Origin of the sequence: Enemella dayhoffiae (assembly GCF_002250625.1) — a bacterium.
GTDB classification, from domain to species: Bacteria; Actinomycetota; Actinomycetes; order Propionibacteriales; family Propionibacteriaceae; genus Enemella; species Enemella dayhoffiae.
Genome location: NZ_NMVQ01000001.1, coordinates 370,620 through 392,977 on the forward strand (window position 1 = coordinate 370,620; position 22,358 = coordinate 392,977).

Here is a 22,358-nt window from a genome sequence, read left to right on the forward strand (position 1 = left end):
ACGCGCGGGGTCGCGGCGCTCACCGTGCCCCCAACTCGGCGTACCCGCGCCGCAGGTATTGGCTGGCCGACTCGAGGCCGAGTCCGAGCGCGCGCATGGCGCTGGCGTACTCCATGGACAGCTGCAGCGCCCGCCCCGCCACATCGGGCCCGTCGTTCGGCTCGGCGACGACGGTGCCGTTTCGGCCGGCCGTGCGGACGAAGCCGGCGGCCTCCAGCTCCCGATAGGTGCGCGCCACGGTGTTCGGCGCCAGCCCGAGATCGCTGGCCAGCCGGCGTACCGCGGGCAGACGCGACCCCGGCGGCAGCGCACCCGAGCGCATCTGCTCCAGCAGTTGGCCACGCAGCTGTTCATAGGGGGGTACGCCGCTGCTCGGGTCGATCCTCAGCACGGGGCCGGCTCCTTGAAGCCGGCGCCGCGCCACAGCTTCAGCGACGGGTTGGCGGTGAACCGGCCGCTCAGATAGGGCACCAGCAGGATCGCCCAGCAGATCAGCCCGACGACCAGGGCCGCGATGCCGAGCTGCAGGGTCAGGTTCTCGCTGCCCGCACGGACCTGCGGGGGGACCACCAGTCCTCCGGCCACGATCAGGCTGACGAACGGGGCGATCATCCCGGCGGCGATGCCGTTGTCGGTCAGCCCGCGCAGGGCATCGGTACGGTCGGCGTCGTCCCAGGCGAGCTCGAGGTCATCGCGGGCTCGTTGCGGGCGCTGCACCAGCAGCCGGGCGGAGGCTATCAGCAGCGCCCAGCCGGCGAGCAGCACCAGCGAGACGGCCGTTGCGACGGTCATCAGCAGCAGGTGGTCCTCGGGTCGGGTGGGCAGCAGGGCCCAGATCAGCCAGGCGGTGCCCAGGCCGAGCAGGATGCTCACCGGAGCCAGGGCGAAGGCGACCCGTTCGCCGCGGGTCTGATAGTCACGCACGTCGGTCTGCACCGAGCGGGCGACCCTCGGCGCGTCGGAGGCCAGCTGGGGCGTACGCAGCGCTGCAACGAAACCGCCCAGGCTGCCGCCAAGGGCCAATCCGCACATGATCAGCGCGCCCAGCCCACCGGTGCGCTCGGGAGCGAGGCGGCCGAGCACCAGGGCCAGCGCCAGTCCGACCAGCATGCCCGCGCCACCGCAGATCATCGCCATTCGTTCGCGGCGGCTGATCCGCTGCAGGACGAGCATCCGCAGCTGGTCCGGCAGCGGCAACCGGCGGGCCCGGGCATATTTCGCGAATCGCTTCTCGTCGATCTTGCGCAGCCCGCCCTGGGTGATCGGCGCCAGTGAGGCGAGCAGTCCGGCCGAGATCGGCAGCCAGATCGAGATCTCCATGACATCTCCCAACTTCGTAGCAATACATTCAATGTACTGATACAAACCTGGTCACGCAACCCTGGAGATGACCTCGCCCCGCGGCTCGGGGTTCCCCGGGGCGAGGGGAACGGGAGGTCCTGGGGGTGGGTGAGGTTGGTCAGTTGTAGGTCAGGCCGTAGTAGTTCAAGGCATCGGTGACCGGCTGGAAATAGGACGACTCCCCGGACAGGTAGCCGCCGTTGAACGTGCAGCGCTGGGTGGCCGGGCCACCGGAGGTCATCCCCACCGCATAGCCGCCGGGAGACGTACGCCCCACCCGAGTCACCGGCGGCGGTGCACACGGTGCTGGTACCCAGGCCGGAGACGCGCGCGACGGTGCGGCCCTGCTCGTCGGAGTAGGTGACCGACGCGTTGTAGCCGGTGACCTCGCCGCAGGTGATGCCCGAGGTGGCGCCGGACTTGCACATGTCGGTGCCGACCGGGGCCTTCCAGGCCCCCGCGGACGCCTGACTGATGCTGCGGCCATAGGGGTTGACCGAGGTGGTCATCTGGTCCTCGGAATCCAGGTAGATCGCGCCGATGTCGCGGTTGGTGATGTGGAGTATTGCCTGTCCGGCTACGTGAGCCTGGGCACAAAGAAACGGCCGGTCGCCCCGCGATGGGGAGACCGGCCGTTTGTACGCCTGCGTCAGGCGGCGACGACCTGGACCGGCAGGTGCGCGGTCACGGCGTCGTGCAGCTTCACACCGACGGTGTGGGCGCCGGTGGTCTTGATCGGCTTGGTGATCTCGACGGCGCGCTTGTCCACGTTGGGACCGCCCGCCTTCTTGATCGCGGTGGCGATCGACGCGGCGGTCACGGCACCGAACAGCTTGCCGTTGTCGCCGGCGTTCACCGGCAGCTCGACGGTCAGGCCCTCGAGCTGGGTGCGCAGTTCCTGGGCGTGGTCGAGGTTGCGCACCTCGCGGGCGTCGCGCGCCCGCTTGATGCCGTCGATCTGCTTCTCCGCGCCACGGGTCCACCGGATGGCGAAGCCGCGGGGCAGCAGGAAGTTGCGGCCGTAGCCGTCCTTCACCTCGACGATGTCACCGGCGATGCCGAGGTTGTCCACGGCAGCGGTCAGGATGAGCTTCATGCTGGTGTCCTTTCTCAGCGAGCCGTGGAGGCGTAGGGCAGCAGGGCGACCTCGCGCGCGTTCTTGATCGCGGTGGCGACCCGGCGCTGGTCCTGCACGGACAGACCGGTCACCCGGCGGGCGCGGATCTTGCCCCGCTCCGAGATGAACTTGCGGAGGGTGTTGATGTCCTTGTAGTCGACCTTGTCGATGCGGGTCGACTTGACCGGGACAGCCTTCTTGGGCTTCATCGGCTTTCGCGATGCGGCCATTGTGGTGCTCCTTACGTGATGAGCCCGGCGTGATGCCGGAATGTGCCTTGGGTTGTTACTGGGATGGCTTCGACAGGCTCAGCCAACATACGAGTGGCTTAGACAGGCTCAGCCATCGTGTTCATCAGAACGGAGGTTCTTCACTCTGCTGCGAGGCCCACGGGTCCGATCCCTGCGAACGGTTGTTGCCGCCACCGCCGCCCCAGGGGTCGTTGGCCTGCTGGCCACCCTGGGATCCGCCCTGGTTGCCGCCACCGTAGCCACCGCCGGAGGACTGCTGACCCCCGCCGTAGCCACCCTGGCCACCACCCTGACCGCCGCCGTAGCCGCCGCCTCCGCCGCCACCGGTCTTGGTGACCTTGGCGGTGGCGTACTTCAGCGCGGGGCCGACCTCGTCGACGTCGATCTCGAAGACGGTGCGACGCTCACCCTCACGGGTCTCGTAGGAGCGCGACTTGAGTCGCCCCTGGACGATCACCCGCATGCCCTTGGCCAACGACTCGGCGACGTTCTCCGCCGCCTGACGCCAGACCGAGCAGCCGATGAACATCGCGTCACCGTCACGCCACTCGTTGGTCTGTCGGTCGAAGTTGCGCGGCGTGGAGGCCACCGTGAAGTTGGCCACCGCGGCCCCCGAAGGGGTGAAGCGCAGTTCGGGGTCGCCGGTGAGGTTTCCGACGAGGGTGATGATGGTTTCGCCTGCCATGTTCGTCTCCGGATCAGGATCGGTTGATGTGTTCGTGCCCAGCCTGCCAGTCAGCACTGACGGGCGTAAGGGCACTGTCCACAGGTCCCTGCAGCTTGCGTGATCAGTGCAGCTCGGGCCGCAGCACCTTCGTCCGCATGATCTGCTCGTTGATGCCGAACTGGCGGTCCAGCTCCTTGACGTCCTCGGGCTTGGCGGTCAGGTTGACCACCACATAGATGCCTTCGGGCTTCTTCTGGATCTCGTAGGCGAGACGACGCTTGCCCCACAGATCGAAGTTGTCGACGGTGCCGCCGCCCTTGGTGATGATCTGCAGATACTTCTCCAACATCGGAGTGACCTGACGCTCGTCCACCTCAGGGTTGACGATGACCATGACTTCGTACTTGCGCATACGCGAACTCCACCTCCTCTGGTCTGAGCGGCCACGGGTCGGTCCCGTGGCAGGAGGGCGCTATGCCGGCCGGTACCCGTCGGTGAGCACCGGCACAAGGGAGCATTCTATGCCGACGTGGGCGCCGCGAGCGAATCCACGCACCTTCCAGACCGGTACGCCTCAGCGGCGCCGGTTGGCGACCTTGGCGTACAACTCCTCCACCAGGTCGCCGAACCGCTCCTCCACGGCCCGGCGCTTCAGTTTCAGCGTGGGCGTGACGAGACCGTTCTCCATCGTCGGTTCCTCGGGCAGCACGGCCACCTCGCGGATCTTCTCGTGATGCGCCAGCTGCTCGGACACCGCCGCCACCCGCCGCCGCAGCTCCTCCAGCAGCTCGGGGCTGCGGTGCGGTGCGGACCCGTCGACCCCGACCCCCGCCGAGGACGCCCAGCTGCGCACCTCGTCGGCCGAGGGCCAGAGCAGGGCGGTGAGGCAGGGCCGGTTGTCACCGAGCAGCACGGCGAACTCGATCAGCGGATCGGCGGCCAGCTCGGACTCGATCGGCCCCGGCGCGACGTTCTTGCCGCCGGCGGTGACCAACAGGTCCTTCTTCCGGTCGGTGATCCGCAGGAACCCGTCGTCGTCGATCTGGCCGATATCACCGGTGTGCAGCCACCCGTCGACCACCGCCTCGCCGCTGGCGTCGGGGCGGTTCCAGTAGCCGTTCATCACGTTCGGTCCGCGATAGCAGATCTCACCGTCGGCGGCGATCCGCAGCTCCCCGCCAGCGACCACGCGCCCGACCGTGCCGAAACGGAAGGCGCTTGGTGAGTTGAACGAGATCAACGGAGCCGCCTCGGTCAGCCCGTAACCCTGACTGATCAGCATCCCGGCGGCGTGGAAGAACTCCTCCACCTCGCGGCGCAACGGCGCGCCGCCGCTGGCGAGCACCTTCTTCTGACCGCCCAGCGCCTCACGGATCCCCGACAGCACCAGCCGGTCGGCCAGCCGCAGCTCCGCCCGCAGCCGACCGGAGACCCGATCCGCCGCCTGGGCCCGGGCACCCACACCCAGCGCCCAGTCGAAGATTCGCCGTTTGGCCGGCGAGCTGGCCGCACGCTGGTGGGCGATGGCGTACACGCGTTCATAGAGCCGCGGTACCGAGACCATCAGAGTCGGTCGGGTCTGCGGCAGCGCCTCCGCCACGGTCTTCGCGTCCGCCAGATAGGTGTTCATCGCACCGCTGCGCAGCACTACGAACGTCCACGCCCGCTCGAGGGCGTGCGCCAGCGGCAGGAAGCAGAGGCTGTGATCCTCGGGTCCGATCTCGAACAGCTCGCGGACCGCGTCGATCTCGAAGCAGAACGCCTGGTGGGTGAGCATCGCACCCTTGGGGTCGCCCGTGGTGCCGGAGGTGTAGATGATGGTGGCCAGGTCGGAGCCGGTGACCGCGGCCATCCGCTGCTCCAGTTCGGGGTCCTTCACCGGGGCGGCGGTGATCAGCTCATCCCACGCCACCACGTCGGCTGAGCCTGGCGAAGCCCCGTCGGCTGAGCCTGTCGAAGCCACCGGATCGAAGCTGATCACCTGCTCCAGCGCCGGCAGCTCTTCGCGCACCGAGGTCACCCGCTCCAACTCCGCGGCCCCGCCGACGAACGCCACCCGCACCCCGGCGTCACCGAGCACGTGCCGGGCCTGTCGGGGGGTGGAGGTCTGATAGACCGGCACGACGACCCCGCCGATCAGCAGGGTGGCCAGGTCGGCGACGGTCCACTCCGGCCGGTTGGCGGAGAAGATGGCGACGCGGTCGCCGTGGCGTACGCCGAGCCGCAGCAGCGCCTCGGCGACGGTCGCCACCTGGGCGCCGAGCTCGGCGTAGGTGGTCACCACCCAGTCGTCGCCGCGGCGTACCCGCAACGCGGGACGATCGGGATGCGCCGCCACCGACGCGGTGAGCAGCTGGCCCAGATGACTCACAGACATGACTCCCTCTCGCCGTTGGCTACCGGACCACGCTAGCGACTCCGATCAGGTTGGTCGCTTCGAGCGTGGCAGCTTGGCGACCACCAGGTCGTAGGACAGGTCGATCCCCTCGGCGATCTCCTCGTCGGGGATGCCCGTCAGCTCGATGGTGTTCCACCCGTGCCGCCCGATGTAGGCCATCACCGACGCCTGGTCCGGGTAGCGGTGCAGCCACTCGTCGGCCTCCTCGCGGCTGGCTCCGCACTTGAGTCCGATGCTGTCGCTCCCCAGGAACGCGAAGATCTTGTCCCCCACCTTGGCGACGCGGTCACCCTTCCAGGGCTCGTCCGGCCAGGCGCCGGGCTTGCCCAGGGCGTACGCTGCGAAGTCCACGACCCCATCCTGTCAGGCCTGAGCCGGGGCGGCGAGTGGCTCCGGGAGCACGAAGTCGCGGCGCACCCCTTCCCCGTCGGCGCGGTTGAGCAGCACGGTGGCCAGCGTGCGGCCACGGATGGCGTCCCGCAGTTGGGCTTCCGCGAGCCGGCACTCGGCCCGCTCGGCATGGGGCTGGCCTCGGTGGTGGGCGTGCACAGCCCGGTCCGAAACCGCTCCATCATCGTCCCCTTTGTACTTCCCCGTCTGGCCCGTACCACCCCGTCTGGCCCGTACCACCCCGTCTGGCTCGTCCAACCCGGCCTGGCCCGTACTACCGGTTCGGTTCGCGCTACCCAGCGACGCCCGACTTATGCCCCAAGAGACGACGCCTTTCCCCTGTCCGGCACGCCTCTCCGTGGCACAAACCGGAATCGGGGGTGCTGGGGCAGATCCGGGTCGTTGTCTACGTCGCGATCCTGGGCCGACTCGTTGGGGACGAGCGCCCGACCGAAAGGGCCGCAGCGCACTGCTGAGGCCCTTTCGCTTGCCGGGTCAGGAGTTGGCGGGCGCCGAGTCGATGTCCGGGCGTACCGAGATCGTCATCGCCACCGGCTTGGCGACCGAGGCGAAGAAGTCGTTGCCCTTGTCGTCCACCACGATGAACGCGGGGAAGTCCTCGACCTCGATCTTCCAGACCGCCTCCATGCCGAGCTCCTCGTATTCGACGACCTCGACCTTCTTGATGCAGTCCTGCGCCAACCGGGCGGCCGGTCCGCCGATCGAGCCGAGATAGAAGCCGCCGTGCGCGGCGCAGGCGTCGGTGACCTGCTTGGACCGGTTTCCCTTGGCCAGCATGACTTTCGAGCCGCCGGCGGCCTGGAACTGGTCCACGTAGGAGTCCATCCGCCCGGCGGTGGTCGGGCCGAACGAGCCCGACGCCATCCCCTCGGGGGTCTTCGCCGGGCCGGCGTAGTAGACCGGGTGGTTCTTCAGATAGTCGGGTATCTCCTCGCCGGCGTCGAGCCGCTCCTTGATCTTGGCGTGGGCGATGTCGCGGGCGACGATCAGCGTGCCGGTGAGGCTGAGCCGGGTCTTGACGGGGTGCTTGGTGAGCTCGGCGAGCACGTCGTCCATCGGCCGGGTCAGGTCGATGTCGACCACCTCGCCGCCGAGGTCGTCGGCGACGGTGTCGGGCAGGTAGTGCGCCGGCTCGAACTCGAGCTGCTCGATGAACACGCCCTCGGGGGTGATCTTGCCCAGGCACTGCCGGTCGGCGGAGCAGGAGACGGCGATCGCCACCGGCAGCGACGCCCCGTGCCGCGGCAGGCGTACCACCCGCACGTCGTGGCAGAAGTACTTGCCGCCGAACTGGGCGCCGATGCCGAGGGTGCGGGTCAGCTCGAGCACCCGCTCCTCCATCTCGAGGTCGCGAAAGCCGCGGGCGGTCTTCGCATCCCCGGTGGTGGGCAGGGTGTCCAGATATTTCGCGGAGGCGTATTTGGCGGCCTTCAGCGCGAACTCCGCCGAGGTGCCGCCGACCACGATCGCCAGGTGGTAGGGCGGGCAGGCGGCGGTGCCGAGGGAGCGGATCTTCTCCTCCAGGAAGGACATGATGCGATCCGGGTTCAGGATCGCCTTGGTCTCTTGGTAGAGGTAGCTCTTGTTGGCCGAGCCGCCGCCCTTGGCCATGAACAGGAACTTGTACGCCTGCTCGTGGCCCTTGGCGGTGTCGGCGTACAACTCGATCTGCGCCGGCAGGTTGGAGCCGGTGTTCTTCTCCTCGAAGAAGGTGACCGGCGCGTTCTGCGAATAGCGCAGGTTGAGCCGGGTGTAGGCGTTGTAGACCCCGCGGGCCAGCGGCTCCTCGTCGACGCCGGGGGTGAGCACGTGCTGGCCGCGCTTGCCCATGATGATCGCAGTGCCGGTGTCCTGGCACATCGGCAGCACCCCGCCGGCGGCGATGTTGGCGTTCTTGAGCAGGTCGAGGGCGACGAACTTGTCGTTGTTGGACGCCTCGGGGTCGTCCATGATCTTCGCCAGCTGGGTCAGGTGGGCCGGGCGCAGATAGTGCGCGATGTCGTGCATCGCCGTCTCCGACAGCAGCGTCAACGCCTCGGGATCGACCTTCAGGAAGCTGGCGCCGTCGGGGCCCTCAACGGTGCTGACCCCCTGATCGGACAGCTTGCGCCATCGGGTGTCGTCGGTGCCGAACGACTCCACCGGCAGCAGGTCCTCATAGGCGAACTCGCTCATCTGCTCCTCCTTGTGCGACTCGCCGTCCATCCTTCCACCTGCACCGATCTGGCGTTCAATGGGGACTGGAGAATCGCCACCCCGAACGGACCACCCAGCACATCGACACCAGCGAGCGGTTCGGCGCGCACAACTACCACCCGTTGCCGGTGGTGCTGAGTCGCGGCGAGGGGGCCTGGGTGACCGACGTCGAGGGGCGGCGCTACCTGGACTGCCTGGCCGGCTATTCGGCGTTGAACTTCGGGCACTGCAACCCGCGGCTGGTGGCGGTCGCGACCGAGCAGCTGCGGCGGTTGACGCTGACCAGCCGCGCGTTCCACAACGACCGGTTCGGGGCGTTCGCCGAGGCGCTCACCGGGTTGACCGGCAAGCAGCTGATGCTGCCGATGAACTCCGGCGCCGAGGCGGTGGAGACGGCGATCAGGGTCAGCCGGCGCTGGGGTTATCAGGTGAAGGGCGTACCCGAGGACCGGGCGACCATGATCACCATGCGCGGCAACTTCCACGGGCGTACCACGACCATCATCAGCTTCTCCGACGACGCCGTGGCCCATGATCACTACGGGCCGTACACCGGGGGTTTCCGTTCGGTCGGCCATGGGGACGCCGGGGCGCTGGCCGCGGCGATCGACGACACCACGGTCGCGGTGCTGCTCGAGCCGATCCAGGGCGAGGGCGGGGTGGCGATCCCGCCGGAGGGCTATCTGCGCCAGGTGCGCGAGCTGTGCACCGAGCGCGGAGTGCTGATGGTCGCCGACGAGATCCAGTCCGGGCTGGCGCGCACCGGGGAGACCTTCGCCTGCGACCACGAGCAGGTGGTGCCCGACGTCTACGTGCTCGGCAAGGCGCTCGGCGGGGGCCTCTATCCGGTGTCGGCGATCGCCGCGGACCGGGACGTGCTCGGGGTGATCACCCCGGCTCGCACGGCTCCACCTTCGGCGGCAACCCGCTGGCGTGCGCGATCGGCACCGAGGTGGTGGCGATGCTCGCCGAGGGCACCTTCCAGCAGCGCTCCCGCGCGATCGGCGTACGCCTGGCCGAAGGTCTCGCTGCGCTCAGCGATCGTGGGGTGGTCGGGGTCAGGGTGCGCGGTGCCTGGGCCGGGGTCGACGTCGGCACGGCGTTGATGACCGGCCGCCAGCTGTGCGAGCGGCTGCTCGAGCGGGGGGTGCTCGCCAAGGACACCCACGGGTCGACGATCCGGCTCGCGCCGCCGCTGGTCGCCTCCGACGCTGACGTGAAGCTGCTGCTGCCGGCGCTGGCGGACTCGCTCTGAGCAGCTGGTCATGGAGTGCCACTCAACGGCCACGGAGCCCCGCTTTCGGGCCCAGAATCAGGTTGAGTGGCACTCGGTGACCAGGGCGGGTCAGCACCGGTGGTCGGTTCAGCGCGGTTTGCGGCCCGTCCGGGCGAGCAGCCGGTCCTGCCGGCTGGCGTCCTCGCCCACCTCGACCGGTGGTCCGAAGATCCCCGGGGCGTACGCGTGGTCGCCGAACCCGTCGCAGGCGGCCTCGGCCGCCTCCAGCTCCGCCTCGCTGAACCGCTCCTGCCGCCCCTGGGAGGCGGCCAGGTCCCAGCGGTGCAGGATCAGGTCGAAGCCATAAAAGTCGGCCAGGGTGGCGCCGATGGTGGTCGGTCCGAAGAACCCGTCATAGGACTTCTCGGCCACCGCGGGATCGGCGAGCAGCTGGCGTACGCCGGCCTCGTGCCGCCGCCACCGTTCGGCGGGGTCGTCGGCGGTGGCCTCGGGGAGGTCGAGCTGCTGGCGGGTCAGGAAGTCCCGCTCGGTGTCGATCACGTGGTCGAGCAGGTCGGCCGCGGACCAGCCCGCGCACGGGGTGGCCGCTGACCAGTCGGTCACCGTCTCGACGACGGCGGTGAACGGGTCGGCGGTGGTGCGCCAGTTCGTCTGGGCATCGGTCTGCTGCTGTGTTTCGCTCATGTCCGGCACGCTAAGCGGCGGGCGCGGCCGCGGTATTGATAATTTCCGACAGTGCAGCCGCGACGCTCCGACGACATCGAACGGGCCCACCTGCGCGATCCGCGGGATGCCAGCTTCACCATCCACCGCTACCCGCCCACGGCCGAGCTCGCCGGACTCATCCGCCGGTACTGGATCCCCGTCTGGCAGGTCCCGGCCGGGGAGCAGTCGGTGCAGAAGGTGCTGCAGTATCCGATCTGCCTCGCCATCACCACCCCGGCGTACTCGCGTTTCGGCGGACCGAGCCGCGGCCTGTCCCAGACGGTGCTGGAGGGCAAGGCGTGGGGGTTCGGGGTGATGTTCACCCCGGCCGCGGGAGCGTTGTTGCTGGACGGGCCGGTGTCGGCGCTGACCGACACCTTCATCGAGCTGGACCGGGTGCCGCTGTTCGCCGGGGTGACCGAGCGGCTGCGGGCGCTGATGGCCAACGATCCGGACGACCCGGACGCGCACGCCGCCGGACGGGCCCTGTTCGAGGACCGGCTGGAGCCGCTGCTGCCGCTCGATGACGAGTCGGAGCTGGTCAACGCGATCATGGACCGGATCGAGTCCGACGAGCGGCTGCGCACGGTCACCGAGCTGTGCGCGACCTTCGGCCTCGGCGAGCGTACGCTGCAGCGGTTGCTCGGCCGGCGGATCGGGCTGAGCCCGCTGTGGCTGATCCGCCGGCGTCGGCTGCACGAGGCCGCCGACCGCCTCGGTCAGGGCGTCGGCTCGCTCGCGGAGGTGGCCGCCGACCTCGGATATGCCGACCAGGCCCACTTCTCGCGCGACTTCAAGACCGCGACCGGCTGGTCACCCGGTGAGTTCGTGCGGATGCGACGGGCCTGAGTGACCCTCCCGGTCCGGCCGAAATGATCCTGACCGATTCGTACATATTTTCGCATATTGCAGGAACAGTCCCGATCTGGTCATGATCATTCCGAGCCCCGGGGGAATAAAGTTGAAACCTCAACAGTTAGTCTCGGCGTAGCCTGCCAAACAGGAGGATGAAATGCCTGCCGTCACCGCCGACACGATGACCCTGCCCCGCCTGAGCACCGCGCGCCCGGGGGAGTCCGAGCGCCGCGTGGTCTCGCTCACCCGCGGACCGAGCGGCTTCGAGGGCGAGGGATTCCCGGTCCGCCGGGCCTTCGCCGGAGTGAGCGCGCGCCTGCTCGACCCGTTCATCCACATGGACCAGCTGGGCGAGGTGGAGTACGCCCCCGGCGAGCCGCGGGGCACCGACTGGCATCCGCACCGCGGTTTCGAGACCGTCACCTACATCATCGACGGCCGCTTCCAGCACCAGGACAGCCACGGTGGCGGCGGGATGATCGAGAACGGCGCCACCCAGTGGATGACCGCCGGTTCGGGAGTGCTGCACATCGAGACCCCGCCGGCCGAGCTGGTCGATTCCGGTGGCACCTTCCACGGCATCCAGCTGTGGGTGAACCTGCCGCGCACCGACAAGTTCCTCGCGCCGCGCTATCAGAACCTGACCGGGGATCGGGTGGGACTGGTCGCCTCGGCCGACGCCGGGGCGCTGGTGCGGATCATCGCCGGCGAGATCGACGGGCACGCCGGTCCGGGAGCGACGCACACGCCGATCACGATGGCGCACGCCACGGTGCAGCCCGGGGCCCGGCTGTCGCTGCCCTGGCGGCATGACTTCAACGCGCTGGCGTACGTGCTGTCGGGGCGGGGAACCGTCGGTTCCGACGAGCGGCCGATCAGCGAGGGCAACCTCGTCGCGCTGGCAGACGGCGACCGGATCTCGTTCACCGCTTCGTATTCCCAGGACTCGAAGTCGCCGGCGCTGGAGCTGGTGCTGCTCGGCGGACGGCCGATCAACGAGCCGGTGGTGCACTACGGACCGTTTGTGATGAACACCCGCGACGAGATCATCGCCGCGGTCGAGGACTTCCAGTCCGGGAAGTTCGGTCAGGTCCCGGCGGGCGCCCTGCGGCCCTATCACGGGCGGCGTTGATCACTCCGCGCCGAGAACCGGTTCGTAGTGCCGCATCTCCTCGATCGCATCGACGAAGGGGCGGACCAGGACGAAGAACTGCCGGAACTGCGCGCTGCCGCGAAACCCCCTTGAGGTGCCCCTCGGCCGAGTCCCATCGCATCCGGACGACCACCACCCCGGGTTCCTCGACACAGCGGGCGATGTCGTAACCCAGCGAGTTCGGCGCCTCGGCCAGGATCGGTGCGGCATCGACGTACGCCTGCACCAGGGCGTCGGACAGCGCCGGTTCGACCCGATAGCGGATGTACTCGACGATCACGCCGCAGGCCCTTCGGCGCGCGCCCGCTCGACCGACTTCAGGGCTTCCTGGAGTCGGTCGATCCACTCCTGCTCGTTGCGGCCGACCAGGCGTACGCACCAGGCGAGCGCGTCGGAGCGGGAGCGGGCCACGCCGGAGGCGACCAGGGTGTCCAGCACCTTGCGCTCGGGCTGGCGCAGTCGGGTCATCACCGGCACGGCCAGGTGAGTGAACAGGGCGGTCACCTCACCGGAGGTGGCTCCCCAGGCGACCTTGCGGCCATACCGTTCCTCGGCCTCGTCGGCGATCTGCATCCGCGCCTCGCGGGTCTCCTCGCGAAAGCGGGCGATCCGCCCCTCGTCGCGCGCCTCGAAGGCCTCGTGGTCGTCCGCCCCGGAGGGCAGGGTGCCGACCACGATGATCTCCTCGCGGTCGACGGTCACGGTCGGTTCCTCGCGGAACCAGGCGTCCGGCAGGCGTCCGGACAGCCAGTTCTGGATCTCACTCATGCAGTGATTACATCATTACATGGCAACCCCAACAAGGGGTTGGGAATCAGCCATCGAGCTGCCGGGCCAGCACCGGGCCCGGCCGGTCGCCCAGGTCGTGCCCGACCCCGGGTGGGAACTCGTGGCTGGTCCGGATCCCGGCGGCGGCGTACCAGCGCTCGCCCGACTCGGCGGTGGTGACCGAGTTGAGCCGGCCGGCGGTGTTCGTGTCGTCGGCGCCGACGTAGAAGTGCATCCGGAAGGTGTCGCGCAGCCGCGGGTTGAGCTGGGTGCCCCCGGCCGGCGGGCCACCCCCCGAGAACAGCACCGCCCCGCCCCCGTCGATCAGCTGCGAGTGCCGCGGCAGCAGCTGCCGGGCGACGAAGTGCGCGCCGCCGGAATAGCCGACCAGCCAGATCCGGTCGCGGTCGATCGCATGGTGGCGCTGCAGCTCACCCATCAGCTCCGCACTCCACTGCGCGTTCGCCGGTCCGTTGCGCCACCAGGTGCCGCTGCTTGTGTCGGGGGTCCGCACCAGCACCGTGACGAAATCGCGGCGCCGGGCCTGCTCGACGATCCCGCTGGCGCCGCCGAGCGCACCCGAGCGTGCCGGCTCCGCCTCCCAGGCGCCGTCGCCGTGGAAGAACAGCAGCAACCCGGCCGGTTGGCGTACGCCGCGGGCGAAGACCCGGTATTCGGAGGTGGTCCCGGCCTGGTCGGTGAACCGGCGTGGGGACCGATCGTCGGCGGCCTGGCCGCCGGCGGCCGGGGGCGCCTGGCCCGTGGGGTCGGAGGCGGTCGACGGGGCCGGCGTACACCCGATCAGCAGCACCATCGCCGCCGCCGCAACCAGCCGACTCAGCACGGGGTCGCCGACAGGTCCGCCACCGTGCGGACCAGGTGGTCAAGTCGATCGATCTGCATGAGGGGAGACTATGCGGCCGGGTCTGGTCGCGGCCGGTCGCTCGCCGCGCTGTTCGCCAAGGTGTTCAACATGGACAAGATGCTCGGCAAGGATTTCGAGAAGGGCCTCGCCCAGCTGAAGGTGGCCGCGGAGAACGACGGCCGCGATCCCTCCTAGACTCCCCCGCATGGCCAGACCCGAAGCCGCCTTCTGCCGCACCTGCGGGCACGCGATGCAGCGCGCCGTGCCGCCGATGGAGGACCGGGAGCGAGCGGTCTGCCCGAACTGCGGGTTCATCGACTATGTGAACCCGATAAACGTGGTCGGCACGGTGCCGGTGTGGGGTGAGACCGGGGAGCAGGTGCTGCTGTGCCGGCGAAACATTGAACCACGCAAGGGATTCTGGACCCTCCCGGCCGGGTTCCTTGAGGCCGGTGAGACCGCCCTCGACGGCGCGCTGCGCGAGACCTGGGAGGAGGCCGGCGCCCGGGTGCACGTGGACGGTCTGTTCACCGTGCTCGACGTGGTGTACGCCCAACAGGTGCACCTCTATTGGCGGGTACGCCTCGCCGATCTCGACCTCGACCCAGGCCCGGAGACCATCGAGTGCCAGCTGTTCCACGTCGATGAGCTCCCGTGGGGCGAGCTGGCGTTTCTGACGGTGATCCAGACCCTGGAGCACTACGTCGCCGACCGGCGTACCGGCTCCTTCGGCGTGCACTACGGCGAAGTGGTGTGGCCCCGGCCCTGATCGGACCGGTCGGCCGACACCAACGGGCGAACGGGCGTACACGCCGACGATCGTCTTGAGTTCATACCCTCTACGGGTATAGAGTATCGCCCATGAGACGAACCGGAGATCGCAGAGGAACCCCCCTGCTGGCAATCGCGTCCGGCGCGGCCGGGATGGCGCTGCTGCTCGGCGGGTGCACCGCCGACAACCAACCCCAGGGGCATCCCCAGCCGACCGGGAACCACCAGGGCCATGGCACCGGCGGCATGGAGCACCCGATGGACGGCGGTCCCGCGCCGGCCGGCATCGAGAAGGCGACCTCACCGAAATATCCGGCGGGAACCACCGTGCGAATCACCGCCGACCACATGCCTGGGATGAACGGGGCGAAGGGCCGCGTCGTCGGGGCGTACCGCACCTTCACCTACGCGGTGGACTACACCCCCACCACCGGCGGCCCGCCGGTCAAGGACCACAAGTGGGTCGTCCAGCAGGAGATCCGGGACGCCGGCGCCCAGCGCCTCGCCAACGGGGCCGAGGTCACCCTCCAGGCCGCGCACATGAAGGGCATGGAGGGCGCCCGGGCCACCATCGCCAGTTCGACCGACCAGACGGTCTACATGGTCGACTACACCGCCGACGGCATGACCATGACCAACCACAAGTGGGTCGTCGAGAGCGAACTGCAGCCGGGCTCCTGACCGGATCTCGCGAGGGAAAGAAGAACCATGACCGATCCGCACCAGCAGCACCATCAACACACAGAGGTGGTGCCGCACGAGGAACCCACCGGTCACGATCACCATGATCAGCATGGCGGTCATGATCACCACGGGGGCCACGGGGATCACGTGGGACAGTTCCGTCGACTGTTCTGGATCAACCTCGTGCTGGCCGTCCCGGTGATCGCCACCTCTCCGATGTTTGCCATGCTCGTTGGATATTCCGTGGCCGGCTGGGCCGGCTGGATCGCACCGATCCTGGGCACCGTGATGTACGCCTGGGGTGGTCGGCCGTTCCTGACCGGTGCCTGGAGCGAGCTCAGGGCCCGCCAACCCGGGATGATGCTGCTGATCGCGCTCGCGATCACGGTGGCCTTCTTCGCCTCCTGGGCGGCCACCCTCGGGATCGTGCACCACGAGCTCGAGTTCTGGTGGGAGCTGGCGCTGCTGATCGTGATCATGCTGCTGGGGCACTGGATCGAGATGCGCTCCCTCGCCCAGACCACCTCCGCGCTAGACTCCCTCGCCGCCCTGCTGCCGGACGAGGCCGAGCGCGTCGAGGGCGACGAGATCGTCCGCGTGGAACCGGCCGCGCTGCGGGTGGGTGACCTGGTGGTGGTACGCCCCGGCGGCAGCGTTCCGGCGGACGGCCGGGTGGTGGCTGGCCGCGCCGAGCTGGACGAGTCCATGATCACCGGGGAGTCGCGCCCGGTGGTCCGTGGTGAGGGCGACACCGTGGTCGCGGGCACGGTCGCCACCGATTCCGGGCTGCGGGTGCGGATCACGGCCACCGGCGACGACACCGCGCTGGCGGGCATCAACCGCCTGGTCGCCGAGGCGCAGGGCTCGACCTCGCGGGCCCAGCGCATCGCCGACCGGGCGGCGGCCTGGCTGTTCTGGTTCGCGCTCGGCGCCGCCGTGATCACCGCGATCGCCTGGAGCCTCGCCGGAATCCCGGACTCCGCGGTGGTTCGCACCATCACCGTGCTGGTGATCGCCTGCCCCCACGCGCTGGGCCTGGCCATCCCGCTGGTGGTGTCCATCGCCACCGAACGCGCCGCCCGCGGCGGCGTACTGGTCCGGGACCGGCTCGCACTCGAGTCGATGCGTCAGGTCGACACCGTGCTGTTCGACAAGACCGGCACCCTGACCAGGGGCGAGCCGACCGTCACCGGCATCGCGGCACTCGGCGACCTGGCTGAGGATGCCGTCCTCGCGCTGGCCGCCTCGGCCGAGGCCGACAGCGAGCACCCCCTGGCCCGGGCCATCGTCGCGGTCGCCCGGGAACGGGGACTGCCGCTCGAGGCGGCGACCGGGTTCTCGTCCGCACCGGCGGTCGGCGTCACCGCAACCATCACGGGTCACCAGATCCGCGTCGGCGGACCACGCCTGCTCGAGGAGGTCGGACAGCCCGAGGTCGGCGCCGCGCAGAGCTGGCGCGAGGAAGGTGCGATCATCCTGCACGTGGTCCGCGACGGCCGGGTGATCGGCGGTCTCCGGCTCGCCGACCAGATCCGGCCGCAGGCCCGCGAGGCCGTCGACGCGTTGCACCGGCTCGGCGTCCAGGTCGTGATGGTCACCGGTGACGCCGAGGCCGTCGCGTACAAGGTCGGCGCCGAGCTGGGCATCGACCGCGTCTTCGCCGGCGTACGCCCGGAGGACAAGTCCGCCAAGGTCGTCGAGCTGCAGCAGGAGGGTCGGACGGTTGCCATGGTGGGCGACGGCGTCAACGACGCCCCGGCGCTCGCCCAGGCGGACGTCGGCATCGCCATCGGGGCGGGCACCGACGTCGCGATCGCCTCGGCCGGGGTGATCCTGGCCAGCTCCGACCCACGATCCGTGCTGTCGGTCATCCAGCTGTCCAGGGCCGCGTATCGGAAGATGAAGCAGAACCTGTGGTGGGCCGCCGGCTACAACCTGATCTCCGTTCCGCTCGCGGCGGGAGTCCTCGCGCCGATCGGGTTCCTGCTCCCGATGTCGGTGGGGGCGATTCTGATGTCGCTGTCCACCATCGTCGTCGCCGCCAACGCGCAGCTGCTGCGCCGGATCGACCTCACCCCCGCGGCCAGCGCCCGCTCCGTCCTGTCGCCCGGCTGATCTCCGCTCGACAGTGTCAGCCGAGGCGTCGATAGAGTTCGGCCGGCTTGCCGCGACCGCCGCGGCGTACCTCGCCCGTCGGCGCCAGACCGGGCAGCATGGTGCGCCGGAAGGTGTCGGGGACCAGTCGCTCACCGAGCACCGCCTCGTGCAGCCGACGCAGGTCCCGCACCGTGAATTCCTGTGTGGCAAGGAGTCCGGCCGGATCGGGGTGCTCCCGGTAGTCGGCCCGCAGGGTGGCCACCGCGCGGTCGACGATGGCGGCGTGGTCGTAGGGCAGCGGCGGCAGGTCGGCGACCGGCACCACGCGTACGCCGGCCGGCACCCGAACCGCGGGGATCGTGTCCAGGTGCGCCACCGACAGCACCCACCCGCGATCGTCGCGATCAGGGGCGTCGAACACGTGCAACTGCTGCGGCTCGAGCCCGCGCACCCCCGCCTTGGCGGCCAGGCTGCGGCGTACCGCGTCGGCGAGTGCCTCCCCCTGATGGAGGAAGGTGCCCGGCAGGCACCAGCCGCCCGTGTCTCCCGGCACCAGCAGCACCGCCAACGCGTCGTCGCTCAGCGTGAGCACGGCGGTGTCCACCGCCACCGAGGGGCGCGGGTAGTCCTCGAGGGTCCTGCCGTGACTGTCCCGGTACGCCATGCCAGAGACATTAGACGGGACTTGCGCAAATAGCGAATCGGGTGCATCCTTGATTTAACTCAACTCCCCGTTAATCAACTGAAAGGAAGGACGAGCCAAGAACCCCAACCTCAACCCCAGCCTGCTCTGCCAGTTTGTCGGCGGCCCCTATGACGGGTTCCGCACCGCCGACCTGCCGCCCGCGCTCTCCGGTCGGCCGCTGACCGGATCGCGCATCTCGATGCCGGTGAACCTGCCCAGTCAGGGCAGTCCCCTGGCCGCCTACGAGTGCTCCGATGCAGCGCAGGTCAACGGGTGGTGGCGTTTCGAGTTCCTGGGCATGGTGCCGCTCGAGTTCCTGGGCATGGTGCCGCCGGCCGATGATGAGGCGGACGACGACGAGCCCGAGGACTTTCCCAGCCACACCCGGATCTGGGTGCCGAACACCGCCGCCTGAACAGGAGCACGCCGTGACCCGCAACGAACAGCAGCTCGACCGCGCCGTCGGCGCCGTGCTCGCCTCCGCCGCCGGGGACGCCCTCGGCTCGCAGTACGAATTCGGCCCGGCGCTGCCGGATGATCGACCCCTCGACTTCGGGATCGGCCACTTCGGGCACGCCCGTGGTGAGTGGACCGACGACACGTCGATGGCCGTGCCGATCCTGCGGGCGCTCGCCGCCGGGGAGTCCCTCACCGACCCCGAGACGCTCGGCGGCGTCGTCGTGGCCTGGCTCGCCTGGTCGCTCACCGCACGGAACGTCGGGGTGCAGACGTCCGCGGTGCTGCGTGGCCTGCGCGGGGAGCCGACCGAGGAGGAGGCGGTGCGCGCGGCCCGCGCGGTGCACGAGCGGACCGGCCGCAGCGCCGGCAACGGGTCGCTGATGCGCACCGGCCCGGTGGCCCTCGGCCATCTGGCCGACGGGGCGGAGCCTGGCCTGGTCGAGGCGGCCACCCGGATCGCCGCGCTCACCCACACCGAGCCCGACAACGCCGATGCATGCGTGCTGTGGTGCCTGGCCATCCGCCACGCGATCCGGATGGGCGAGCTGGCGATGACCGACCAGCTGGGCTGGCTGCCGGCCGAGCGGCGCGACCGCTGGGCCGGGTTGATCGACGAGGCCACGGCGCCCGGGGTCCGCCCACACGACTTCGCTGCCCAGAACGGGTGGGTGGTCGCCGCGTTTCAGGCCGCCCTGGCCGCGATCACCCACACCGGTTCCCTCGTGTCCGCGCTGGAGGAGGCGGTGCGCGGGGGCCGGGACACCGACACCGTCGCCGCGATCACCGGTTCTCTGGCCGGTGCCCTGCACGGGGCGTCGGCCCTCCCGCAGGAGTGGTTGCCGCTGCTGCACGGGTGGCCCGGGCTGCGCGCCGACGACCTGGCTGACCTCGCCAAGCAGGCGGTGTGGCTGACCTAATCCACCAGGCCGCGGTCGTGCGCCCAACGCGCGGCCACGGTGCGGGTGGCGAGGCCCAGCTTGGCCAGGATGTTGGACACGTGCACCGAGGCGGTCTTGGTGGAGACGACCAGCTCCTTGCCGATCTCGCCGTTGCTCAGCCCGCGCGCGACCAGGCGGAGCACTTCCAGCTCGCGCGGGGTCAGCCCACCGGGCCGCTCCGCCGCCGCGGTATCCGCCCGTTCGGCGAGCGCGGCGAATCGGGGCGTCCAGCGGGTCGCCCCCGCGGCCCCCGCCAATGTCCGCGCACGGGCGAGCGTCGCCGCTGCCTCCCCCGACCGTTCCCGCAGCTGCGCCTCGGCCAGTCCCTCGAGCAGCCGCAATCGCAACCACAGTGGCGTACGCGACGGATCGGTTGCCAGCGCAGCCGACCAGTGCTGCTGCGCCGGCTCACGGACCGCCGTCCACGCCGCCGACCAGACCGGGGTCATCGCCACCTCGGGCAGGGATCCCGCCCGCTTCGCCAGCGCGGGCACGTCCACCCCGGCGTGTGCCAGCTCGGCACCCACCAGGATCACTTTCCAGACGAAGGTCGGGTGCTCCCCCCGGACACCGCGATCCACCTCGGCCGCAACCACCTCCGCGGCCCGGTCCAGTTCGCCGGAATCCAACAGGACCACGGCTTCCAGCCAACCGAGCTCGACCAGGAACTGGGGTTGGGACGCCTCCGGGTCGGTGATCGCACGCAGCTCGGCCAGGTGGTCACGGGCGCCGTCGGTGTCCCCGGTCAGCCACGCCAGCTGCAGCTGCAGGGTGCGCAGCTGCACATAGTGTGCGAACGGCGGATCCAGCACCAGTGCGCGCTCCAGGACGCTGCGTGCTTCGGCCAGCTTTCCCTGTGCCAGCAGCGGATCGGCCAGGTTGCCGGCCAGCATCGAACCCGCGGTCCGCTCCAGGCCGAGCTTGGCGGCGGTGCCGACGCCCGCGCGCGCCACGGCGGCGGCGCGGGCGAAGTCTCCGGCCAGGTTGAGCACGTGCGAGAAGTTGGTGAAGTGGCGCATCTGGCCGCGCTGGGGCTCGTCCGCCGGGCCAGGCAGCAGGCTCTCAAACAGCTCGAACGCCTCCGGCTCGCGACCCAGCGGAGCCAGGGAACTCGCCCTGGTGTTGAGAATCCGCTCGACGGTGGTTTCGTCATCGACAGCCCGGGCAACCTTCAGGCCTTCGTCACACACGCGCAGGCACCGCTGGCGGTCCTCGCGCAGCATCAGGATGTTGGACACCATGTCGAGCGCCCGGGCCCGTTCCACCGTTGGCGACTCCGAGGGCGTGAGCGCCAACGCCTCCTCGGCCACCGGGAGGGCACCGCCCCGTCCGCTGAACTCCAACGCGCGCGCCTTGAGCAGCAGTCTTGCCGACCGCAGCAACGGATCCGCGTCATTCGGTGTGGCGGCGAGGCAGGCGTTCGCCAGCCGCAGCACCTTGGCCGAATCGCTCAGCCAGGAGGCGGCGGCGGCCGCGTTGGCCAGCAGCAGGTCGCGGCCACCGGCCACCGACTCCGGATCGCTCACCCGGTCCCACAGCTCCAGTGCCGTCTCCAGCAACCCCAGCCGGTCCAGATGCGCCTCCCCCAGGGCGTCGGCACGCTCCAGACAGGCGCCGAACGCCTCGTCGACCCGTCCGGCCCCCAGCAGGTGCCGGGACAGGTCGTGACCCGGGAACCGCCACGGGTCGGCGCCGATCACGTCGGCATACCTCCCGTGCCAGCGGCTCGCCTCCCCGGGCAGCAGTTCGTCGGCCAGCACCTCGCACAGCAGGGCGTGGCGGAAGGCAAACCCGTCCTCATCGATCGTCAGCAACGCGGAGTCGACGGCCTCGCGAAGGCCGCTGGACAAGGAATCCCGGCCGTCGAGGACTTCGCTCAGCAGCGCCTCGTCGAAGCGTACGCCGGCCACTGCGGCGATCCCGAGGAGTTCCTGGGTCTCCTCGCGCAGCGTGTGCACGCGCACCAGCAGCGCCTCTCGCAGGGTGCCGGGCAGGACACCGACGCTGCCGGCGCGGGCCATCTCCTCGGCGAAATAGGGCACGCCCTCGCTGCGTTCGACGATCCGGGCGACCAGGTTGGGGGTGGCCGCGGCGGGCGCCAGAGAGGTGACCAGGGCGGAGACCGCGGTGGGTTCCAGCGCACCGAGCGGGAGCCGGCGTACGCCGGGGCGGCGCTGCAGCTCGGCGAGGGTGGCGCGCAGGGGGTGCCGGCCGGTCACCTCGTCGCTGCGGTAGGTGACCAGCATCAGCACCGCCGGGCTGTCGGCCAGGGTGACCGCCAGGAACTGCAGCAGGTTGGCGGTCGACGGGTCGGTCCAGTGAAGGTCCTCGATCACCACCACCAGCGGGGATTCGGCTGCGGCGCGTTCGAGCACGGCGGCGACCGCCTCGAACTGCTGCATCCGGTCGACCTCACCGGTCCCGTCGCGCCCCAGCGAGGGGACGATGGAGGCGAGGGCGTCACGGCCGGCGCCGGCCCACTCGGTCACCCGTTCGGCACCGTGTCGGGAGACGAGCCCGCGCAGCAGCTGGCTGACCGCGGCGTACGGCATCGCCTCGGAGCCGAACATCAGGCACTGGCCGGTGACGACGGTGGCACCCTCGAGGGTGTCGGTGAACTCGCGGACCAGGGTCGTCTTGCCGATGCCGGCCTCGCCGCCGAGCATCACCAGGTGCCCGTGGCCGGCCCGGGCCTCGGCCCAGAACTCGGCCAGCCGGGCCAGCTCCGCGGTGCGCCCGACGACGCGCTGGTTCGTCACG

The 22,358-nt window shown here is 70.2% G+C and carries 25 protein-coding genes and 2 pseudogenes; 9 read left to right on the forward strand and 18 right to left on the reverse strand.

Going from position 1 to position 22,358, the window contains the following annotated elements; genetic code table 11:
* Positions 1–19: 19 nt before the first annotated feature.
* The 12 genes and pseudogenes from CGZ93_RS01815 to CGZ93_RS01860 all read right to left on the reverse strand — a co-directional run bounded on the left by CGZ93_RS01815 (position 20) and on the right by CGZ93_RS01860 (position 8,360).
* Positions 20–391, reverse strand: a complete 372-nt coding sequence (locus CGZ93_RS01815) for a GntR family transcriptional regulator (protein WP_094362422.1) — start codon at positions 389–391, stop codon at positions 20–22.
* A complete protein-coding gene (locus tag CGZ93_RS01820) occupies positions 385–1,320 on the reverse strand; it encodes a hypothetical protein (protein ID WP_094362423.1) in 936 nt (311 codons plus the stop codon). Before CGZ93_RS01820 ends, CGZ93_RS01815 begins: the two co-directional genes overlap by 7 nt.
* 139 nt (positions 1,321–1,459) lie before the next feature.
* On the reverse strand, positions 1,460–1,618 hold the full coding sequence (locus CGZ93_RS18680) for a hypothetical protein (protein ID WP_176451591.1): 159 nt from the start codon (positions 1,616–1,618) through the stop codon (positions 1,460–1,462).
* Positions 1,619–1,658: 40 nt separating this feature from the next.
* Positions 1,659–1,850 (reverse strand): annotated as a pseudogene (locus tag CGZ93_RS19990) (hypothetical protein); the annotation flags it as partial.
* Between the two features lie 140 nt (positions 1,851–1,990).
* The gene (rplI, locus tag CGZ93_RS01825; RefSeq protein ID WP_094362424.1) at positions 1,991–2,437 is read right to left on the reverse strand and encodes a 50S ribosomal protein L9; all 447 of its coding nucleotides are present in this window, start codon (positions 2,435–2,437) and stop codon (positions 1,991–1,993) included.
* Positions 2,438–2,451: 14 nt separating this feature from the next.
* Positions 2,452–2,688, reverse strand: a complete 237-nt coding sequence (gene rpsR / locus CGZ93_RS01830) for a 30S ribosomal protein S18 (RefSeq protein ID WP_094362425.1) — start codon at positions 2,686–2,688, stop codon at positions 2,452–2,454.
* A 124-nt stretch (positions 2,689–2,812) separates the two neighbouring features.
* Positions 2,813–3,394 carry a single-stranded DNA-binding protein gene (locus tag CGZ93_RS01835; RefSeq protein WP_094362426.1) on the reverse strand — a complete coding sequence of 194 codons (582 nt, stop codon included), beginning with the start codon at positions 3,392–3,394 and terminating at the stop codon, positions 2,813–2,815.
* 103 nt (positions 3,395–3,497) lie between these two features.
* Positions 3,498–3,788 carry a 30S ribosomal protein S6 gene (gene rpsF / locus CGZ93_RS01840; RefSeq protein ID WP_094362427.1) on the reverse strand — a complete coding sequence of 97 codons (291 nt, stop codon included), beginning with the start codon at positions 3,786–3,788 and terminating at the stop codon, positions 3,498–3,500.
* Positions 3,789–3,950: 162 nt separating this feature from the next.
* Positions 3,951–5,753 (reverse strand): AMP-dependent synthetase/ligase, encoded by a 1,803-nt coding sequence (locus tag CGZ93_RS01845; RefSeq protein ID WP_094362428.1) that lies wholly within the window; start codon positions 5,751–5,753, stop codon positions 3,951–3,953.
* A 45-nt stretch (positions 5,754–5,798) separates the two neighbouring features.
* Positions 5,799–6,125 (reverse strand): MmcQ/YjbR family DNA-binding protein, encoded by a 327-nt coding sequence (locus tag CGZ93_RS01850; RefSeq protein WP_094362429.1) that lies wholly within the window; start codon positions 6,123–6,125, stop codon positions 5,799–5,801.
* 12 nt (positions 6,126–6,137) lie between these two features.
* The gene (locus CGZ93_RS01855; RefSeq protein WP_094362430.1) at positions 6,138–6,323 is read right to left on the reverse strand and encodes a hypothetical protein; all 186 of its coding nucleotides are present in this window, start codon (positions 6,321–6,323) and stop codon (positions 6,138–6,140) included.
* 336 nt (positions 6,324–6,659) lie between these two features.
* The gene (locus CGZ93_RS01860; RefSeq protein WP_094362582.1) at positions 6,660–8,360 is read right to left on the reverse strand and encodes a fumarate hydratase; all 1,701 of its coding nucleotides are present in this window, start codon (positions 8,358–8,360) and stop codon (positions 6,660–6,662) included.
* Between the two features lie 179 nt (positions 8,361–8,539).
* Here CGZ93_RS01860 and rocD point away from each other — a divergent pair.
* Positions 8,540–9,636 (forward strand): annotated as a pseudogene (rocD, locus tag CGZ93_RS01865) (ornithine--oxo-acid transaminase).
* A 108-nt stretch (positions 9,637–9,744) separates the two neighbouring features.
* Here the strand turns inward: rocD and CGZ93_RS01870 are convergent.
* Positions 9,745–10,302, reverse strand: a complete 558-nt coding sequence (locus CGZ93_RS01870) for a TIGR03086 family metal-binding protein (RefSeq protein ID WP_094362431.1) — start codon at positions 10,300–10,302, stop codon at positions 9,745–9,747.
* A gap of 51 nt (positions 10,303–10,353) precedes the next feature.
* On the opposite strand from CGZ93_RS01870, the gene CGZ93_RS01875 reads away from it, so the two are divergent.
* On the forward strand, positions 10,354–11,172 hold the full coding sequence (locus CGZ93_RS01875) for a helix-turn-helix domain-containing protein (protein WP_229117126.1): 819 nt from the start codon (positions 10,354–10,356) through the stop codon (positions 11,170–11,172).
* 163 nt (positions 11,173–11,335) lie between these two features.
* Complete coding sequence (locus CGZ93_RS01880; protein WP_094362432.1) at positions 11,336–12,310, forward strand: pirin family protein; 975 nt, start codon at positions 11,336–11,338, stop codon at positions 12,308–12,310.
* On the opposite strand, the gene CGZ93_RS19995 is transcribed toward CGZ93_RS01880, so the two are convergent.
* From CGZ93_RS19995 to CGZ93_RS01895, 3 genes are read right to left on the reverse strand one after another with little or no spacing between them, the layout of a single operon-like run.
* Positions 12,225–12,710 (reverse strand): putative quinol monooxygenase, encoded by a 486-nt coding sequence (locus CGZ93_RS19995; RefSeq protein ID WP_407643911.1) that lies wholly within the window; start codon positions 12,708–12,710, stop codon positions 12,225–12,227. The two genes, CGZ93_RS01880 and CGZ93_RS19995, sit on opposite strands and share 86 nt — an antisense overlap.
* A complete protein-coding gene (locus CGZ93_RS01890; RefSeq protein WP_094362433.1) occupies positions 12,608–13,099 on the reverse strand; it encodes a hypothetical protein in 492 nt (163 codons plus the stop codon). The genes CGZ93_RS19995 and CGZ93_RS01890 overlap by 103 nt, the downstream gene beginning before the upstream one ends.
* Positions 13,100–13,145: 46 nt before the next feature.
* Entirely contained in the window at positions 13,146–13,943 is a 798-nt protein-coding gene (locus CGZ93_RS01895) for a hypothetical protein (protein ID WP_094362434.1), read from the reverse strand.
* A gap of 57 nt (positions 13,944–14,000) precedes the next feature.
* Here CGZ93_RS01895 and CGZ93_RS18685 point away from each other — a divergent pair, with 57 nt between their 5' ends.
* The 4 genes from CGZ93_RS18685 to CGZ93_RS01910 all read left to right on the forward strand — a co-directional run bounded on the left by CGZ93_RS18685 (position 14,001) and on the right by CGZ93_RS01910 (position 17,534).
* The gene (locus tag CGZ93_RS18685; RefSeq protein ID WP_176451592.1) at positions 14,001–14,159 is read left to right on the forward strand and encodes a hypothetical protein; all 159 of its coding nucleotides are present in this window, start codon (positions 14,001–14,003) and stop codon (positions 14,157–14,159) included.
* A gap of 10 nt (positions 14,160–14,169) precedes the next feature.
* Entirely contained in the window at positions 14,170–14,733 is a 564-nt protein-coding gene (locus CGZ93_RS01900; protein WP_094362435.1) for an NUDIX hydrolase, read from the forward strand.
* A gap of 92 nt (positions 14,734–14,825) precedes the next feature.
* On the forward strand, positions 14,826–15,416 hold the full coding sequence (locus tag CGZ93_RS01905; protein ID WP_094362436.1) for a YdhK family protein: 591 nt from the start codon (positions 14,826–14,828) through the stop codon (positions 15,414–15,416).
* A gap of 27 nt (positions 15,417–15,443) precedes the next feature.
* Entirely contained in the window at positions 15,444–17,534 is a 2,091-nt protein-coding gene (locus CGZ93_RS01910; RefSeq protein WP_094362437.1) for a heavy metal translocating P-type ATPase, read from the forward strand.
* Positions 17,535–17,550: 16 nt separating this feature from the next.
* On the opposite strand, the gene CGZ93_RS01915 is transcribed toward CGZ93_RS01910, so the two are convergent.
* Entirely contained in the window at positions 17,551–18,180 is a 630-nt protein-coding gene (locus CGZ93_RS01915; RefSeq protein WP_094362438.1) for an NUDIX hydrolase, read from the reverse strand.
* A 220-nt stretch (positions 18,181–18,400) separates the two neighbouring features.
* Between CGZ93_RS01915 and CGZ93_RS18690 the strand changes: the two genes are divergently transcribed.
* Positions 18,401–18,616, forward strand: coding sequence for a hypothetical protein (locus CGZ93_RS18690; protein ID WP_176451593.1), 216 nt, complete (start codon positions 18,401–18,403; stop codon positions 18,614–18,616).
* Positions 18,617–18,629: 13 nt separating this feature from the next.
* The gene (locus CGZ93_RS01920; protein WP_176451594.1) at positions 18,630–19,577 is read left to right on the forward strand and encodes an ADP-ribosylglycohydrolase family protein; all 948 of its coding nucleotides are present in this window, start codon (positions 18,630–18,632) and stop codon (positions 19,575–19,577) included.
* Here CGZ93_RS01920 and CGZ93_RS19835 read toward each other — a convergent pair.
* Positions 19,574–22,357 (reverse strand): helix-turn-helix transcriptional regulator, encoded by a 2,784-nt coding sequence (locus tag CGZ93_RS19835; RefSeq protein WP_176451595.1) that lies wholly within the window; start codon positions 22,355–22,357, stop codon positions 19,574–19,576. The two genes, CGZ93_RS01920 and CGZ93_RS19835, sit on opposite strands and share 4 nt — an antisense overlap.
* Position 22,358: the final 1 nt, after the last annotated feature.